The following is a 17,746-nucleotide window of genomic DNA, read 5'->3' on the forward strand; positions in this document are numbered from 1 at the left end:
TGCGTCTTTTGAAAAGTCAATTTCAGATAATTCATCTTCCCCTATTTCTATATCTAAATGATGTTCTGTATTTAGTTTGGACAACAGAGCTACCGTCTCGATGTGCGTGGTGTGCGGGAACATGTCGACGGGTTGCACATAGGTGACGGCATAGCCGCGGGCGGCGAGGTACGCCGCGTCACGCGCCAAGGTGGCGGGGTTGCAGGAGACGTAGACGATGCGGCTCGGTTGCCAGTCGGCGACGGTCGCGAGCACTTTTTCATCGCAACCGGCACGCGCCGGATCCATGACGATGACCTCGGGTGTGACGCCCTGCGCGGCGAGTTGGGGTAAAATTTCCGCGGTATCGCCGGCGATGAATGACGCGTTTTCCAAACCGTTTAAGCGGGCGTTGTTGCGGGCGTCTTTGACGGCGGGCGCGAATTTTTCTACGCCGATGACGCGCTTCGCCCGGCGCGCGAGAAAGAGCGAGATGGTGCCGGTGCCGCAGTAGGCGTCGATGACGGTTTCTTGCCCGGTCAGCTGCGCCGCTTGCAAGGCGGTTTCATAGAGTACTCGCGTCTGTACGGGGTTCACTTGAAAGAAGGAGCCCGGCGACAAGGCGAAGCGCAAATCGCCGATGATCGCGGCGAGCACTTCATGCCCCCACAAGTGTTTCATGGTTTTGCCTAAAATGACGTTGGTGCGTTCTTTTTGAATATTTTGGTAAAGCGATACGAGTTCGGGCACTTCTTCGCGCAAGCGTTCGATCCAACGTTCCTTGTCCGGCAATTCGCGCGTGGCGGTGACGAGGATCGCCATTACTTTGCCGCCCTCGCCGGTGCGGCCGACGACATGCCGCAGTACGCCGGTGCCGGTGCGTTCGTCATAGGGTTCGGTCGAAAGTTCCGCGCGGATTTTGCGCACGGCGGCGAGCAGGCGATTGGTCGCGGGGTCCTGCAAGAGGCAAGTGGTCATATCGACAATGTCGTGGCTTTGGCGTTCATAAAAGCCGATCGCGGGGCGACCGTCGCGCAAGCCGACGGGGACTTGAATTTTATTCCGATAATGGAAGGGATCCGCCATGCCGATGACGGGTTCAACGACGACATCGATGTCGCCGATATGGGTCAATAAATGCGCGACACGAGCGCGTTTCCAACGCAGCTGCGCGGCATAGTTCCACGTGACCAGCGGATAGATCCCGACTTCGGGATAGTAGCCTTCCGGCGGCGTGACGCGATCGGGTGACGCGGTGATGATTTCGCGTAAATCGCCGACGGCGTATTTCTTTTTCAGTGTGAGGATAGTCGCCCGCACGGTTTCGCCGGGCAAAGCGCCGGCAACGAATACGGTAAATCCTTCATAACGACCGACGCCCTCGCCGTGACTGCCCAGATCGTGAATGGTGATCGGGTAGTCGCGACCGAGCGCGACGGGAACAGCGTTTATTTTTTTCATATTCTCTCGATTCTTTTACATACTCAATTCATGAACAAGTTGGTACAGTTCCATGTCCAGCTCACGTTTAGTTTGTGATAATTCCGCATAGGGAACGGCCACCATTTTTTGCGCGCGACTGGCGATCATATGCGCGCTATCGTTTCCTTCCAAGGCGGTGACGGCCGCCGCGCCCAAACGGCCGGCCAAGATGCTGTCATGCGCGCTCGGCGCGCCGCCACGCTGGATATATCCGAGCACGGTGACGGACGGTTCAAAGGCGGTGCGCTCGCTGATGGCTTGCGCCACATCCGCGCCTTTGGCCGCGCCTTCGGCGACAATGACGATGCCGTCATGCTTGCCGTTGTAGCGGCAGGTTTGCAAACGCTCCACAAGGGCGTCCATGCTGACGGGAAGTTCCGGCACGAGTACCGCTTCCGCGCCGCACGCGGCCGCCGCAGTCAATGCCAAATGGCCGCGGGAACGTCCCATGACCTCGATGACGGCAATCCGTTCATGCGAAAAAGCGGTGTCGCGAATGGCGTTCACCGCATGCACGATCGTATTGACGGCGGTATCAAAACCGATGGTGTCTTCCGTTCCCGCCATGTCGTTATCAATGGTCGCGGGTATGGTCACGGTCGGCAAGCCCTGCGCCGATAATGACGCGGCGCCCTGTAACGAGCCGTCGCCGCCGATCACGATCAGGCCGTCGACGTTGATGCGTTCCAAAAAATCAAGCGCCTGTTTTTGGCAGATCGGTTCTTTAAATTCGGGACTGCGCGCGGTGCGCAGCATCGTGCCGCCGCGGTGAATGATGCCGCCGACGGAACGACGAAATAACGGCAGGTAATCTTCTTCCAACAGCCCCGCATAGCCGCGCCGAATGCCGACGACGTTCCAATCTCTATAAATCGCCGCCCGCACGACCGCTCGAAGCGCGGCGTTCATGCCGGGCGCGTCGCCGCCACTGGTCAGAACGGCTACTTTTCTTACCATAACTATACCCCTTTCGTCGCGTTTTATGTCGCTCTTTGCCGCGTCGCGTCAGGAAACGAAACGGCGCCCGATGCAGGTAGCGACGGATCGCATACGCCAAGCGCGTCGGTGTCCGATACGTGGTATTCACCGAGCAGTCGGCGCGTTCGTGCCAACCGTACCAGGCGCGATTCAAGTCGGCGACGCAACCGGCCAAATTATCGTAATCAATGGTCGGGCGTTTGCCCTGCTTGCGAGCTACGCGCTCAATGATGCGAAATGTTTTCGCGTACAACAAAACAACTACGCCATATTCGCGCAGACGTTCAAACATGCCCTCTTCCAACACGAAGTTGCCGCCGACCGCGATGATCGCATGATGGTAGCGGCGCACGCGCTCAATGACCTCGGCTTCCGCCTGTCGCAACGCGTCCGCGCCGAGTGTCGCGCCGAGTTCCGCCAGCGACATGCCGCGTTCACGCTCCAAAAAGCGATCCGTGTCGATGAACTGCCAGCCCAACTCCCGCGCCAGCATCCGCCCGACATGGCTTTTCCCCGTGCCCATAGAGCCGATCAAAACGATATTGCGTTTTTTGATGAGACGGTTTTGACGTTCTTCTCGCATGATCTCCCTCTTTGTTTTTATTATAACAAATTCTCAGATAAAACAATGCGGAAGAGATCGGGAGCGAGCTCGGCTTTTCAAACGGTCGGGAATCCATACTGTCGATAATTTTTTTATTTTGCGACGCCGGAAAAACAAAAGTTTTACACAATAAAAAAGAAGCCGCTCGCGCGACTTCTTTTCTTTATTCATTATTTAGTTTCGCTTTTCATCGCCGGATCATATTCATGCGATACATGCGCTTCGCTATCCAATTTGGCTTGGTGCGCCGCGTAGAGTTTCTGCGCGTCCTCATCGACACGGCCCGTGCGTTTATCTTCTTCACGGTTCCAGTAAATGGAATCCATCAGGTCGAAACGTTCCGAAACGAAACCGTAGAGCGTCCAACCGAAGAAGGTAACGAGCGAACCGTAAGTCATCGAGTCGAAGCCCGAAGAATACAGCGCATAGAAGCTGTACAACGAACCAAGGAGCGCGATGAAGGTGGTCGTTCCGCTGTAATGACCCGCCGCTTTCTGAATAACGACCAGAGCCGCCATCGAGAGCAGGTACGGGATGATGTTCGTAACAACCGCCAAGTTAACCAGCGTTTCAAACTGTTCATACAGCGCGTCGCTGATCGTCATTAACGACAGGAGCGACTGAATGACGGTGATCGTGATCATGCCGACGATCGGTGCGCCATAGGAAGTAACTTTGCTGAACAGTTTCGGGAAGTAGCCTTCGTCCGACGAGGTTTTGAATACCTGAGCGATCGTGAACTGCCAACCCAAGAGCGAACCGAAACAAGACATTACCATGAGACCCATGACGATTTTACCTACTGTCGGGGTGAACATCGTCGCGAATGCCAAGCCGAACGGCGCCGAAGACATCGCAAGTTCCGCGTTCGGAACGATACCGGCCATAACGTTGGTGGACAAGATGTAAATGATAGCTGCGCCCAACGTACCGCCTAAGCAAGCGATTGGCACGTTCTTTTCCGGGTTTTCAACGGCTTCGGAGTTGGCGCTTGCCGATTCCATGCCGAGGAAGGCCCACAATGTCATCGCGATCGACTGTGTTAAACCATCAAAGAATTGCACGTTGTGCGGGTTCCAAGCTTCCGTATAGGTCGACGGGTTGAACCAGAACCAACCGAGAACGGAAATGCCGAGTACCGGGATAATAACGCCCCAAACGGTAACCGAAGAAACTCGCCCGGTGTATTTCGCACCGCCGAAGTTCATGACTGTCGCCAACCAAAGTGTTGCGATCGTCCACATGCCAACGGCTACGGAAGACAACTGCACTTCCATAAATTCCTGCGCGTAACCAACGGCCGAAATCGCAATCGCGATGTTGGCAATCAAGAGCGATACACCGTAAGTGTAGTTCGCCATAAAGGAACCGGCTTTGCCGAACGTATATTCAGCGTAGCCGCCCATACCGCCGCCACGGCGGGTGTACATACCACATTTAGCAAACGCATACGCCAAGCACATCGAACCGACCGCTGTCACGACCCAGCTCAAAATGGACATGGTGCCTACTTGCGCAAGCTTGGTCGGTAACATAATAATACCGGACCCCATCATGTTGACAGCTGTCAAAATTGTCAGCTGGACAACGCTCATCTTATTTTGTGAGCCATCTGCCATTATAAAAACACTCTCCTCAATACCCGCCTTCCATTACGGTGTGCCGAGTCCGCCCGGCACACCGTGTCTGAAAGCAGGTGTTACAAATACAATCGAATTACGCTTTCGCGAATTCTTCTTCGTATTCTTTCTTCAATACATAACCGTAAGCACGTTTCTTACCGTCTTCGGTTTCCAGGTATACGCCCTGGATTTCCGGCGCGAAGCCCGGCAACTGGTTGATGCCTTCGTTCAGCGCGAGGAAGTATTTCTGCGCGGTAGCGCTCCAGCGTTCACCCGGAACGACCGTCAGAACTCCCGGCGGGTACGGCAACGCACCTTCAAGGGCGATGCGGCCTTCGATTTCGTCAACCGGTACCAATTCACCATGGTTGCGAACGAATTCGAGGTTCGCTTTATACGGCGTATTGACATATTCCGGGAAGTAGTCTTTCAGGAACAAACGTTTCTGCAGTTCTTTCACGTTACGTTCTTTGTAGAAGTCCTGCATTTCCTGGCAGAGACGACGAATCGTGTAACCTTTGTATTTGTCGATATTGTTGTAGTAGATGGTCGGCAATACATCCTGCATCGGCGCATCTTCTTCGATCAAGCGTTCGAAGCGAGCGATTTGCGCTACGAGGTTCTGCATTTTGGTCTGCGTTTCCGCCGGCGTCAAGAGGAACAGAATCGAGTTCAAGTCGCATTTTTCCGGAATGATGTTGTTTTCACGGAGGTAGTTCGCGAGAATGTTGGCATGAATACCGAAGTCTTCATAGGTGCCGTCTTCCGCGTTAATACCCGGCGTGGTCAACTGCAGTTTCATCGGATCGACGAAGTACTGGCCTTTGCCGTAACCGTCGAAGGAGTGCCAACGTTCCCCCGGAACGAAACGGAAGTAGTCCAGGTTGTTCGCCATGTCTTCGGTGTCGCCGTCTTCCCACGGTTTGCCGTTGACTGTCGGCGGAACGAACGGTTTGATCATTTTGCAGCTGCGTAAAATCGCTTTACGGGTTTCGATACCGAGTTTAACGGCTTCGACCCAAAGACGTTTGCCTGCTTCGCCGTCAGCCATTTTCGCGTTGACGTCCAAGGACGCGAACATCGGATAGAACGGCGAGGTCGAGGCGTGCATCATGAACGCGTTGTTCAAGCGTTTATGCGGGCAGTAACGATCCTGACCTTTGATATGGCTGTCTTTTTTGTGGATCTGCGAGGTCTGCGAGAAGCCGGCCTGTTGTTTGTGGACAGATTGGGTTACGAAGATACCCGGATCATCCGGACCGAGTTCCAAGAGCATCGGACTGCAGTCGCGCATCATCGGAATGAACTGTTCATAACCTACCCAAGCGGAGTCAAAGAGAATGTAGTCGCAGAGGTGACCGATCTTTTCAATGACCTGTTTCGCGTTGTAGATCGTGCCGTCATAGGTACCGAGCTGGATCACCGCCAGACGGAACGGGCGTTTTTCTTTCGCTTTTTTCGGGTCCATTTCGGCAGCGAGTTCGCGGAGTTTCTTTTCATCGAAGCAGCCTTCCAGAATACCGCCGATGAAACCGAACGGGTTACGAGCGGTTTCCAGGTATACCGGAGTCGCGCCGGCCTGAACCAAAGCGCCGTGGTTAATCGATTTGTGGTTGTTGCGGTCATAGAGAACCAAGTCGCCGGGGGCGAGCAAAGCGTTCAATACGACTTTATTGGAGGACGACGTACCGTTCAAAACGAAGTACGTTTTGTCCGCATTGTAGACCTGCGCTGCGTGCTGCTGCGCATCCAAAGCCGGACCTTCATGAATCAAGAGGTCGCCCAACTTAACGTCGGCGTTGCAAAGGTCGGCGCGGAATACGTTTTCGCCAAAGAAATCAAAGAAAGCACGGCCTGCGGGCATTTTACGGTAGAACATACCACCCTGATGGCCCGGGCAGTCAAACTGCGATTTGCCGGCTGCCACATAGTCAGCCAACGAACGGAAGAAAGGCGGTAATACGTCTTCTTCGTACGCCGCTGCAGCCTGTTCAACCTGGCGGCTGTAGTAACCGCGTTTGGTGTCCGTGTTCGCCGCGTCGATGACATGGTCAATTTGGCCCATGTATTGTAAGTCGAGCGCTTTTCCTTCCGTCAATACGGCGATCACCGGAATATTGAATCCCGTTTCTTTCACTTTGTCGAGGTAGTCCATTTCCTGATCCGTAATAACGGCTACCGCAACATCAGTGAAGTCCGTATTGTCGAGACAAACTTTTTCCCGGCCGATCGCCAAGTCAAAGTATTGTTCTGCGAGCGGACTGTAACCCACTTTCAGATGCTTCATTATTAAGACCTCCCAGTCTTCTTACTTAGACAATAAATGTCATAGCCACAAAAAAACGGCATTAGCACAACGATGATGTACATCAGCCTGCCGAACCGGTTTCCCCGCTCGGCGATTTGCATTCACCCGGCAGATCGTCGAGCGATTCTGTCCCGGCTCATTATTCAATTCTGACCACCTAAGGTGCATAAAAAAACATCGTTACGTGCCACACGGGTGTTTGCGGCTTTCACCCGTTGTTCAACATCATTATATTCCTCCGATTCAAAGGCTGTCAATTTCATAATATTCATAGATTTTCACCCAAAACAGATCGGTCAGATTTATTTTGGTTTTAAATGAAATGTTTATTGATAATTTTTAAATTTTGCAAACAACCTCAACAATTATTTTATAATCTTCAAAACACCTCTTATACAAGGTTCGGCGGGTATTTTTCAGCGGATGTATTAAAAATCACAAAAAAACATTTTTAATATATCTATATGTTTTTATAATTTTATTTTTACATTCCCGATCTTTCCATTATGCATTTTATGCATAATAAATCTTATATTTTTATTAATTTATGATTAACTTATATATTTTTACTATACATAATTTGTTTCTGCGCTAAAAAAGAGACCCCGCAGGGTCTCTTTTTTGGTTATATCGCTTTTATTTTTCTTCGTTTTCCGCTGCTTCGTCCGCTTTGTCACCGTGTCCGGCGCGTCCCTCTTCCGGACGCATCAGCGGGAACAGAATGACATCGCGAATGGATGCGGCATCCGTCAGGAACATAATCATGCGATCAATCCCGATACCCAAACCGCCAGTCGGCGGTAAGCCATATTCCAATGCGGTGACGAAGTCTTCGTCCATCTGATGGGCTTCGTCATCGCCCATTTCGAATTCACGCATTTGCTGCTCAAAGCGTCCGCGCTGATCGATCGGGTCATTCAATTCGGAGTAACCGTTGGCGAGTTCGCGACCGAAGATAAAAGCTTCAAAGCGGTCGGTAATCGACGGGTTTTCTTTATTTTGTTTCGCGAGCGGCGAGATTTCCAGCGGGTGACCGAAAATAAAGGTCGGCTGAATCAGTTTTTCTTCCGCCACTTCTTCAAAGCACGCGTTCAGGATCTTGCCGATGCCGTCATGTTCCGTGTATTCCGCACCGAGGCGATCCGCGATCGCGCGCGCTTCTTCAATTGTTTCTACCTGGTCGAAGTCTTCACCCGAGAATTTCTTGACCGCTTCCGGCATGGTCATGCGGTTCCACGGCGGGGTGAGATCGATTTCCGTCCCCTGATAGTTAATTTTCATCGTACCGAGTACCTTCTGCGCGCAGTAGGAAACGATTTGTTCCGTCTGGTAGATGGCGTCTTCAAAGTTGCCGTACGCCTGGTACGTTTCCAGCATCGTGAATTCCGGGTTGTGACGGTTGTCGATACCTTCGTTGCGGAAGTTGCGGTTGATTTCAAAGACGCGTTCGAAACCGCCGACAACCAATCTCTTCAGGTACAATTCCGGCGAGATCCGCATGTACACATCCATGTTATGCGCGTTGTGGTGCGTGATGAACGGACGCGCGGCGGCGCCGCCGTAGATCGTCTGCATCATCGGCGTTTCGACTTCCATGAAACCGTGATCGGTGAGCCATTCGCGAATACAATTGATAATCTGCGAACGCTTTTTGAAAGTGTCACGCACTTGCGGGTTCATGATCAGGTCGACATAACGTTGACGGTAACGGATTTCCGGATCCTTCAAGCCCTGCCATTTGTTCGGCAACGGGCGCAGACCTTTGGAAAGCAAGGTCAGTTTTTCCACGCGCACGGTGATTTCACCCTTGTGCGTTTTGAAGACCTTGCCATTAATTCCGACGATATCACCGATATCCAGCAATTGAAACAGTTGGTATTCGAGCTCGGATACTTCATCCTGGCGTAAGTAGACTTGAATGTCGCCCGTGAAGTCGCGCAGATTCAGGAACGCCGTTTTGCCGTGATCGCGGAGCGCCATGATACGACCGGCAATCGCGACTTCCTGTTCTTCCAGTTCCGCAAATTCGTCAATGATCTGCTGATTATGATGCGTCCAGTCAAATTTCTGACCAAACGGCGTCACTCCTAAATCGTAAATCTTTTGCAGCTTTTCACGGCGGATCTGCATCTGCTCCGATTCGCCTTCGCGCAGTTGTTCTAGTTCGGAACCATGTTCGTGTTGTGCGTTATCCATGTTATTCTCTCCCTTTAAGTCGACATAGCCGTTATGAATTTTCTTTGTATGTGCAGAAAAGTATTTTACCGACGAAACGTCGGTTTGGCATCTGTCGCCTTACGCGGCAGGATCACACGGCGTGCCGGCGCTAATGGCTGCACGCAATGTAAGTATACCGCGCCGAATTGCCCTTCCATACCGGACCCCCCAATGGTTGCCAATTTAATTTATTAACAAGAATTATAGCAAACCGTTTTTCGAGTGTCAACCCTCCGCAGACATCTCGGAACGTGGGAAATCAGGTTGGTAGTCCTTCCTCGCCTTGAGATAATCAAGAAATTGACGCATGACTTTCGGGTTCTCCGACCCTTTTTGCGTATAGACGTAATGCTCCGCTCGCAGGTACTTGCTACGCAACGGAACCGCCGTAACGTAGGGCGCCAGCCACGGCGACACGTCGCCCGCGATGACCGCGATCCGATGGCAACGCAAGGCCACATCGACCACCGTCGCCGTCGATGTGCAGCGTATCCCAACGGGAATTTCGACATGTTCTTCACGACAGCCGCGGAAAAATCCGTCTTCCAATTCCGTCGCCAAGCAAATCGGATCCTTGGTCAACGACGCCATCCGCACGTGTTGTTTATCTTTCAGTAGCGGATGATCCTTTTCCCCGATCGCGTAAATCGGTCTCGTAAAAGCACCTTCCAATGTATACATAAACGCCTGCGACGCGGCGAACGGTGTCATGATGCAATGAATTTCACCGCGTTCCAAGTGCTCGGCGAGCGTAGCGAGATCGTTGACCATGATGCGCCAACGACGATCCGGGTGTTGTTCCACAAAGTCGGTGACATACTCCCCCACGGCCATGGAAAGATCCGGCACCGTGCCGATCGCGACCGTTTCCAATTCATTGAAAGCGACCATTTTCAGGTCGGTCCGCAGTACATCCGTCGCATTCAAAATATGGCGCATCCGCCGATATAAAAGTTCACCGGCGGCCGTCAACTCCAAGTGACGACTGCCCTGTCTCGTTTTAATCAGTTGAACGCCGTAATACGACTCCAGTCTTTTAATTTGCGCTGACAAGGCCGGCTGCGCGATATTCAAACGTCGCGCGGCTTCACTTACGGTATAGGATTCCGCCACAATAACAAAGTTGCGATAAAAATCCAGATTCATCGTAATCCCCCAATGCAAGAACAAGGTGGAGGTATCCTCCACCTGTTCGAATAGCTTGTTATCTCACGATGTAATTGTATCGAAATTGCTGGTTTTAAACAAGACAACCGCTAGATGATGAATTACACTTGAGTTGCCGTCATTTTTTCTTTCGTTTGACCAACTTCGAATCGCTTGGCGACAAAGCCATAAAATGTCCAGCCTAAGAAGGTGACCAGACCGCCGTAAGCCAGAGCGAATTCGCCGCAGGCATACAGGGCGTAGAAGCTGTACGCGGTAGCAATGAGGTTAACCACGTACGTGGTCATCTGTTTTTGTTTCGACACGCCCGCTTTATGCAAAATAACCGGCAAGGCGGCCATCGAAAGCACATACGGAACGAGATTGGTGACGACCGCGAGATCGACGATCGCGCTGAACTGTTCCATCAGACTCGGGGAAATCGTCGTAAACGCGATGACGGTTTCGATAATCGTCATGATGATCATGCCCGCGACCGGCGCATTGGCGCGCGTGACTTTCGAGAAAACATGCGGGAAGTAGCCGACGTCCGCCGACGACTTCAATACCTGCGCGGTCGTGAACTGCCAGCCCAAAAGCGAACCGATGCAGGCGAGCGACATCAGACCCATGACGATCTTGCCGACGATCGGACTGAACATATGCGCAAAGACAAAACCGAACGGTGCGTTGGAAGCAGCCAACTGATCAACCGGCACTATCCCCGCCATCACATTGGTCGAGGCAATGTAGACGATCGCTGCTCCCAGCGTGCCGCCCAACACCGCAATCGGTACGTTCTTTTCCGGATTTTCCACCGCGTCGCTGTTGGCGCATGCGGATTCCAAACCCAAGAACGACCAGAGGGTTAGCGTAATCGACTCGCTGACTCCTTCCATAAAAGGCAGTCCGTGCGGGTTCCATGAGTTGATATAGAGCGTCGGGTCAAACCAGAACCAGCCGATCAGACTGATGCCGACGACCGGAATAATTACGCCCCAAACGGTAACGGAACCGATTTTGCCGGTAATGCCGGCGCCACCGAAATTCAGTACTGCCGTCACCCAAAGCGTCGCGATCGCTGCAATCCCAACGCCCAAGGCAGACAGTTTCATATCCATAAATTCCGTGCCGTAGCCGACCGCGGAAATCGCAATCGCGACGTTGGCGATAATCAATGAAAACGAATACGTATAGTTGCAAATAAAATTGCCGGCCTTGCCGAACGCGTTGTCAGCGTAGCCGCCCATGCCGCCCTGTTCTCTGCTGAACATGCTACATTGGGCAAAACAGTAAGCCAAACACATCGACCCTACCGCCGTCACCAGCCAGGAGAGGATCGACATCGTACCAACGGACGCCAGCTTGGCGGGCAACATGATGATGCCGGAGCCCATCATGTTAACCGCCGTAATAATAGTCAGCTGAACGACGCCCATTTTTTTTGTTTCTTGTGACATAGTGATCGCATCCTTTTAGATATCACCGCCACTCGGGCGATTATTTTTTTGTCTTTTTCGCGGCCGTTTTACTATCCGCGTTTTGAATGACGCTTTCGTCTTTCAAAACATACGCTACCGCGCGTGTTTTACCGTCGATTTCAGCGAAGTGCACGCCCTGAATTTCACCGGCAAATCCCGGTAACAGATTGATCGTATCTTCCAAGGCACGGAAATATTCGATGACGGTATCGCCCCAGCGTTCGCCCGGATCAATCGTGATGATTCCCGGCGGGTACGGCAACGCGCCTTCCAAAGCTACGCGGCCTTTGATCTTATCGAGGGTCACTTTTTCCCAGTTGCCCGCGACGAATTCATAGTTCGCGTCTTTCGCGCTCATCGCGACTTCCGGCAGGTATTCTTTGCGGAACAAACGTTTCTGCAGAATGTTGACGCGGCGCGATTTGTAGAACTCGTGCATTTCCTGGCAGAGTTGTCGAATGGTGTAGCCTTTGTAACGGGCTTCGTTTTGTTTATAAATCTTCGGCAATACCTGCGAAAGCGGCAGATCTTCGTCCAGACAGGTTTCAAACCGCACGAGGAGTGAAATCAGGTTCTGCATCTTCGTATAGGTTTCCGCCGGCGTAAGCAGGAAGAGAATCGAGTTCAAATCGCTCTTTTCCGGTGTCATGCCGTGTTCGCGCAGGTAGTTCGAAAGCAATCCCGCCGGAATACCGAAGTCTTCATATTCCCACGTTTTTTTATTGATGCCCGGCGTATAGAGGAGCAACTTGCACGGATCAATGACGTACTGATTTTCACCGTACGCTTCAAAGCCGTGCCAGCTGTCTTTCGGGTTCATGCGGAAGAAGCGGACGTCATTGGCGATGGTATCGGTGTCGTAATCTTTCCACGCTTTGCCGTCAATTGTTTCCGGAATGAACGGCTTGAAATAGTGACAGTTTTTGATGATTTCTTTGCGGATATCAATGCCGAGTTTAACGGTATCGGCCCACAATTTGCGGCCCGCTTTGCCTTCGTGGATCTTCGCGTTGACGTCCAGCGAGGCGAAAATCGCGTAGAACGGCGAGGTCGACGCGTGCAACATAAATGCGTTGTTGAAGCAGTCGTCGTTGCAGTACCGCGGCTGATCTTTAATGTGACTGTCTTTTTTATGAATTTGGGAGGCCTGCGAGAAGCCGGCGAGCTGTTTATGTACCGACTGCGTGACCAGGACGCCCGGATCATCCGGTCCGAGTTCCAAAAGCAGCGGGCTGCAGTCGCGCAACATCGGAATAAATTGTTCATAACCGACCCAAGCGGAGTCGAAAAGAATGTAGTCGCACAGGTGACCGATGCGGTCGATGACCTGACGCGCGTTATAAATCGTGCCGTCATAGGTGCCGAGCTGGATCAACGCCAAACGGAACGGGCGTTTCGCCTTGGCTTTTTCCGGATCGACTTTGGCGATTTCCGCGCGCAGATAGTCTTCTTCAAAGCAATGTTCATCCACGCCGCCGATAAAGCCGAACGGGTTGCGTCCGGTTTCCAAATAAACCGGTTTCGCGCCGACCTGTACCAACGCGCCGTGGTGCACGGATTTGTGGTTGTTACGGTCGAACAATACGACATCGCCCGGATGCAAGAGCGCGTTGATGACGACTTTATTGGCCGTCGACGTGCCGTTCATGACGAAGTAAGTCGTGTCGGCGTTAAATACTTTCGCCGCGTGTTTTTCCGCTTCCGCCGGCGCCCCTTCGTGAATCAGAAGATCGCCCATGCGTACGTCGGACGAGCTCATATCGGAGCGAAACATATTTTCACCGAACCAGTCGTAAAGGGCACGTCCGGCCGGATGTTTACGGAAGAACTGACCGCCATGGTGCCCCGGCGTCGCCAGCGTCATGTTACCGCTTCCCACATATTCGGTCATTTCACGGAAGAACGGGGGTAAAACTTCTTTTTCATAATCTTTGGCCGCCTGTTCGATCTGACGTCCGAACAGGTCGCGATCAAATTCGTTGACGTCCATAACGTGAACGCCGGCCGCCAGGAGATCCAGCGGAATTTGAGTGTCCCGACGCGTACAGATGACGAACATCGGAATATTCAACGCCGAATCGATGAATTGTTGCAGACAATTCGTTTCATCCTCGGTGACGATCACGACCGCCGCCGAAGTTAAATCCACCTCGAAATTTTCGATGACATCTTCTAAAAAAAGAACTTCACGATCGGAAAGCAAGTCAAAGCATTCGTATGCTGCTTTGCTACAGATGACGTTTAATAGTGCCATAAGACAATCCTCCTGTTCATTTTTTACCATGGCATCGACTGCGCGCTTAATCGATACCTATTGTCCTCACTGTCAGTATAGGCGGGTCGGCGCGTTTTGAATAATACAGCAAATCTATAAGTCAACCCTTCACTTATAAAAAAAGAAGCCCCGAGCGCGAGGCCGCGGGGTTTCTTTATAAGCAAACTTTTTCGCAATTTTCAGTTTTTGTTAACTTTTGTTTGCTTCCAATTATACTTTATCTTTATTATAAAGATAGTATAAATTATATTTTTTCGCTTTTATCTTCTTTGGGCGGCTCTTACGGAAAGCGTTACGCTTTCTTTTTGCCGGCGGTATTCACGACTTTAACGATCTCGTATTCGAGTACCTGCTCCGGCGCCTGCACCGTTACTTTATCTTTGGCTTTCTTACCGATCAGCGCTTTGCCGACGGGGGATTCGTTGGAAATTTTATCTTCAAACGGATCCGCTTCCGCGGAGCCTACGATCGTGTATTCCAGCGTTTCTCCGTTTTGGTCTTTGATCGTGACGACCGAGCCGAGCGATACTTTCTTGCCTTTCGGGTTGGCGATAATCACCGCGTTGCGGATGCGTTCTTCCAGTTCGGCGATCCGACCTTCGACAAACGCCTGCTGATTTTTGGCGTCTTCATATTCCGAGTTTTCACTTAAATCCCCGAGAGCGATGGCTTCCTTCAGTCGTTCCGCCACTTCCAAACGGGTTTTTGATTTTAATTGAGCGAGCTCCTCTTTCATTTCTTCCAAGAAAGCAGCGCTGACTTCCGTTGCCTGCGTCATATCTTCCAAAACTCCTCACTTATATAAATAAATACCATTAAGAAAAACAATATTATTTGAATTATACCACAGTACACCGACTGAGTCCACGCACATTTATGCGCTACAGCGCGGCAAAGGAAAGCGCTTTCGCCAGGAGTTCATCCCAGCGCGCGAGCGTTTCCGCCTGCATCAATTCCCGTCGTAAAGAGGCGGAGTTGCGCAAGCCGCGCAAGTAGCCGATCGCATGCGTGCGCATTTGCCGAACGGCGACCGCTTCTCCTTTTTCTTCGGCGAGCATATGCAAGTGCCGACGACACATGGTCAGGCGTTCCGTTGCCGTCGGCGGCGCGACGACTGCACCGGTCGCCAGATAGGTCGTGACTTCATGAAAAACAAACGGGTTGCCCATGGCGGCGCGACCGATAGCGACGCCGGCCGCATTGGTTTCCGCAAGCAGACGGGCCGCGCTCGGCCCGTCGACCACATCGCCGTTTCCCCAGACGGGAATTTCGACGGCGGCGACGACTTCGGCGATCGCCTGCCAGTCCGCTTGGCCGCTGTAGCCCTGTTCGCGCGTGCGCCCGTGCACGGTGAGTGCGGCGGCGCCGGCGGCGGCCAGCGCGCGCGCCACCGTCACGGCGTTGCGGGAATCATCATCCCAGCCAAGACGAATTTTCGCCGTGACCGGCACGTCCACAGCGTCCGCCATCGCGGCGATGCAGGCGGCCGCTTGCGGCACGGCACGCAGGAGCGCCGAACCGTCGCCGTTTTTGACGACTTTCGCGACGGGACAGCCCATGTTGAGGTCAATGATATCCGCGCCCGCTTGCGCGACGATTTGCGCCGCTTGCGCCAATTCGTCCGGAACGTGTCCGAAGAGCTGCACCGCGACCGGATGCTCATCTTCCGCCAGCGCCAACATGCGCAGTGTTTTTTCATTATGATATAAAAGTCCTTTGGCGCTGATCATTTCCGTACAAACGAAACCGACGCCCTGCGCCGTCGCAAGTCGTCGGTACGTCTGATCGCAAACGCCCGCCATCGGCGCGAGCGCCACGCAGTTGCGCAACGTCACGCCGCCGATAGCGGGGGTGTTATTTGTTGCGTTCATATAAGAGTAAAAGCCCTTCCAAAGTCAACATCGGCGCGACATAGTCGATCGTCTGCGATTCGCCCGCGATCAACGCCGCCCAACCGCCGGTGGCTACGACCGCCGCACCATCGCCCAGTTCCTGCTTCATGCGATTGACGATGCCGTCCACCTGACCGACATAACCGTAGAAAACGCCGGCCTGCATGCTGGCAATCGTATTTTTGCAGATGACACTTTCCGTTTTCTTGAGTTCGATACGCGGCAACTTCGCGGCGCGCTGGAACAGCGCTTCCATCGAAATGCCGACGCCGGGAGCAATCGCGCCGCCCAAGTAATCGCCTTTTTCCGAAATGGCGCAATAGGTCGTCGCCGTACCGAAATCGATGAGCACCAACGGTCCGCCGAAGCGTTCGTACGCCGCGACCGCGTTGACGATACGGTCGGCGCCAACTTCCCGCGGATTTTCATATTTAATATTCATGCCGGTTTTCGTGCCCGGACCGACAAATGTCGCCTGCACGTTAAAATAGCGCTGCGCCATCCGTTCCAATGTCGGATTGACCGGCGGCACAACGGACGATACCATGATCGCTTTCACATCCGTCATTTTGACCTTGTTGTAATGGAATAAGTTACCGATTAATACGCCGTATTCATCGGTCGTCCGAAAACGATCCGTAGAAATCCGCCACGAATCCTTGAGCTCGTGGCCTTCAAATACGCCGAGTACGATATTCGTATTGCCGACGTCCATGACAAGTAGCATAGGTTTCTCCTTTACTGTGCCGCTTCATCTTTGTAGCGAATCGAAACTTCGCCCGCCAGTACGCGTTCAACGCCGTGATCCGTTTCCACCAAGAGGCAGCCGTCGGAATCGATATCGATCGCTTTACCGCTGTAGGTGTAACCCGGTGTGATGACATTGATATCCCGACCGAGCGTCACCGAATATTTGCGCCATTCGTCAAGAATATTAGCGAAGCCGTTCGTTTCCACTTCCGCATACAGGGTTTCAAGCTCCATCAAAATCAAATTAAGCAATTCTTTACGCGGAATACGTACGCCTTCCAGCAAAAACGAAGTCGCTTTATCCCGCAGGTCTTCCGGTAAATCGACACGGGCGACATCGGTATTGATGCCCATCCCCATGACGATGTAATTGATCTCTTCCATCGTCGCGTCCATTTCCGTCAGGATGCCGACGATTTTGCGACGTTTCACCAGCAAATCATTCGGCCATTTGATACCCGCTTCGGTAAGACCCGCCTGATGGAACGCGCGCACCAGCGCGACGGCGGCCAGCAACGTGCACTTCGACGCTTCGAGCGGCGAAAAATGCGGCCGCAAAATCAGCGAGAACCAAATCCCTTTGGCATAGGGGGAAAACCACGCGCGCTGCAGACGACCACGACCGCCGGTCTGCTCTTCGGCGACCACAATCGTTCCTTCCGGCGCGCCGCGCCGCGCTTCTTCCTTGGCGATAGCGTTCGTGGAGGGCGCGGTCTCGCGATAAATAATATGGCGGCCGAACGATTCGGTGGAAAGAACGCTGTTGATTTCAAGTTCCGTCAGAAGGTTGGGCGCATGCAACAGCCGGTACCCTTTGCGCGTGCTCGACTCGAACACGTAACCGCGTTCTTTAAGGACCTTGATATGTTTCCAAATGGCGGTTCGTGAAACTTTCAGATCATCGGAAATTCGTTGCCCCGAAACGTACTCGCCGTGAGCGTTTCGAAAGTAATCCAAAATCTTATTGCGCATGCTTTGCCACTCCTTTTTTACGTGATGAATGTATTCTTAT

General features: G+C 52.7%; 14 protein-coding genes. All 14 read right to left on the reverse strand.

Translation table 11 applies throughout. From position 1 onward, the window contains the following. Positions 1 to 1,440 (reverse strand): 23S rRNA (uracil(1939)-C(5))-methyltransferase RlmD (gene rlmD / locus KIB08_RS02310; protein WP_303989077.1); only part of this gene is annotated, 1,440 nt, incomplete at its 3' end. A gap of 15 nt (positions 1,441 to 1,455) precedes the next feature. Then, positions 1,456 to 2,418: an ATP-dependent 6-phosphofructokinase gene (locus KIB08_RS02315; protein ID WP_303989080.1), complete on the reverse strand. Its 963-nt coding sequence runs from the start codon at positions 2,416 to 2,418 to the stop codon at positions 1,456 to 1,458. Next, positions 2,327 to 3,022: a shikimate kinase gene (locus KIB08_RS02320; RefSeq protein WP_303989082.1), complete on the reverse strand. Its 696-nt coding sequence runs from the start codon at positions 3,020 to 3,022 to the stop codon at positions 2,327 to 2,329. The genes KIB08_RS02315 and KIB08_RS02320 overlap by 92 nt, the downstream gene beginning before the upstream one ends. Before the next feature lie 191 nt (positions 3,023 to 3,213). After that, positions 3,214 to 4,662, reverse strand: coding sequence for a putrescine-ornithine antiporter (gene potE, locus KIB08_RS02325; RefSeq protein WP_303989085.1), 1,449 nt, complete (start codon positions 4,660 to 4,662; stop codon positions 3,214 to 3,216). Positions 4,663 to 4,759: 97 nt separating this feature from the next. Continuing rightward, positions 4,760 to 6,952, reverse strand: coding sequence for an ornithine decarboxylase (locus tag KIB08_RS02330; RefSeq protein WP_303989088.1), 2,193 nt, complete (start codon positions 6,950 to 6,952; stop codon positions 4,760 to 4,762). 164 nt (positions 6,953 to 7,116) lie between these two features. Continuing rightward, the gene (locus KIB08_RS02335) at positions 7,117 to 7,245 is read right to left on the reverse strand and encodes a hypothetical protein (RefSeq protein ID WP_303989090.1); all 129 of its coding nucleotides are present in this window, start codon (positions 7,243 to 7,245) and stop codon (positions 7,117 to 7,119) included. Positions 7,246 to 7,609: 364 nt separating this feature from the next. After that, on the reverse strand, positions 7,610 to 9,169 hold the full coding sequence (gene lysS / locus KIB08_RS02340) for a lysine--tRNA ligase (RefSeq protein ID WP_303989093.1): 1,560 nt from the start codon (positions 9,167 to 9,169) through the stop codon (positions 7,610 to 7,612). A gap of 246 nt (positions 9,170 to 9,415) precedes the next feature. Then, positions 9,416 to 10,336: a LysR family transcriptional regulator gene (locus KIB08_RS02345; RefSeq protein ID WP_303989096.1), complete on the reverse strand. Its 921-nt coding sequence runs from the start codon at positions 10,334 to 10,336 to the stop codon at positions 9,416 to 9,418. 122 nt (positions 10,337 to 10,458) lie between these two features. Next, positions 10,459 to 11,796: a putrescine-ornithine antiporter gene (potE, locus tag KIB08_RS02350; protein WP_303989099.1), complete on the reverse strand. Its 1,338-nt coding sequence runs from the start codon at positions 11,794 to 11,796 to the stop codon at positions 10,459 to 10,461. 40 nt (positions 11,797 to 11,836) lie between these two features. Then, a complete protein-coding gene (gene speC, locus KIB08_RS02355; RefSeq protein ID WP_303989102.1) occupies positions 11,837 to 14,071 on the reverse strand; it encodes an ornithine decarboxylase in 2,235 nt (744 codons plus the stop codon). Positions 14,072 to 14,384: 313 nt separating this feature from the next. Continuing rightward, a complete protein-coding gene (gene greA, locus KIB08_RS02360) occupies positions 14,385 to 14,870 on the reverse strand; it encodes a transcription elongation factor GreA (protein ID WP_303989104.1) in 486 nt (161 codons plus the stop codon). Between the two features lie 103 nt (positions 14,871 to 14,973). Then, positions 14,974 to 15,963, reverse strand: coding sequence for a tRNA dihydrouridine synthase DusB (gene dusB / locus KIB08_RS02365; RefSeq protein ID WP_303989106.1), 990 nt, complete (start codon positions 15,961 to 15,963; stop codon positions 14,974 to 14,976). Next, entirely contained in the window at positions 15,947 to 16,711 is a 765-nt protein-coding gene (locus tag KIB08_RS02370; RefSeq protein WP_303989110.1) for a type III pantothenate kinase, read from the reverse strand. Before KIB08_RS02370 ends, dusB begins: the two co-directional genes overlap by 17 nt. Before the next feature lie 11 nt (positions 16,712 to 16,722). Then, on the reverse strand, positions 16,723 to 17,706 hold the full coding sequence (locus tag KIB08_RS02375) for a biotin--[acetyl-CoA-carboxylase] ligase (protein WP_303989113.1): 984 nt from the start codon (positions 17,704 to 17,706) through the stop codon (positions 16,723 to 16,725). Positions 17,707 to 17,746: the final 40 nt, after the last annotated feature.

The organism is Negativicoccus succinicivorans (assembly GCF_018372215.1).
Taxonomy (GTDB): Bacteria; Bacillota; Negativicutes; order Veillonellales; family Negativicoccaceae; genus Negativicoccus.

Bases quoted from the DNA above. Each gene is read 5' to 3' on its own strand.
- KIB08_RS02345 (WP_303989096.1), bottom strand. From the start codon at position 10,336: ATGAATCTGGATTTTTATCGCAACTTTGTTATTGTGGCGGAATCCTAT.
- KIB08_RS02315 (WP_303989080.1), bottom strand. From the start codon at position 2,418: ATGGTAAGAAAAGTAGCCGTTCTGACCAGTGGCGGCGACGCGCCCGGC.
- KIB08_RS02335 (WP_303989090.1), bottom strand. From the start codon at position 7,245: ATGAATATTATGAAATTGACAGCCTTTGAATCGGAGGAATATAATGAT.
- KIB08_RS02330 (WP_303989088.1), bottom strand. From the start codon at position 6,952: ATGAAGCATCTGAAAGTGGGTTACAGTCCGCTCGCAGAACAATACTTT.
- dusB (WP_303989106.1), bottom strand. From the start codon at position 15,963: ATGAACGCAACAAATAACACCCCCGCTATCGGCGGCGTGACGTTGCGC.
- KIB08_RS02370 (WP_303989110.1), bottom strand. From the start codon at position 16,711: ATGCTACTTGTCATGGACGTCGGCAATACGAATATCGTACTCGGCGTA.
- potE (WP_303989085.1), bottom strand. From the start codon at position 4,662: ATGGCAGATGGCTCACAAAATAAGATGAGCGTTGTCCAGCTGACAATT.
- KIB08_RS02375 (WP_303989113.1), bottom strand. From the start codon at position 17,706: ATGCGCAATAAGATTTTGGATTACTTTCGAAACGCTCACGGCGAGTAC.
- lysS (WP_303989093.1), bottom strand. From the start codon at position 9,169: ATGGATAACGCACAACACGAACATGGTTCCGAACTAGAACAACTGCGC.
- potE (WP_303989099.1), bottom strand. From the start codon at position 11,796: ATGTCACAAGAAACAAAAAAAATGGGCGTCGTTCAGCTGACTATTATT.
- KIB08_RS02320 (WP_303989082.1), bottom strand. From the start codon at position 3,022: ATGCGAGAAGAACGTCAAAACCGTCTCATCAAAAAACGCAATATCGTT.
- speC (WP_303989102.1), bottom strand. From the start codon at position 14,071: ATGGCACTATTAAACGTCATCTGTAGCAAAGCAGCATACGAATGCTTT.
- greA (WP_303989104.1), bottom strand. From the start codon at position 14,870: ATGACGCAGGCAACGGAAGTCAGCGCTGCTTTCTTGGAAGAAATGAAA.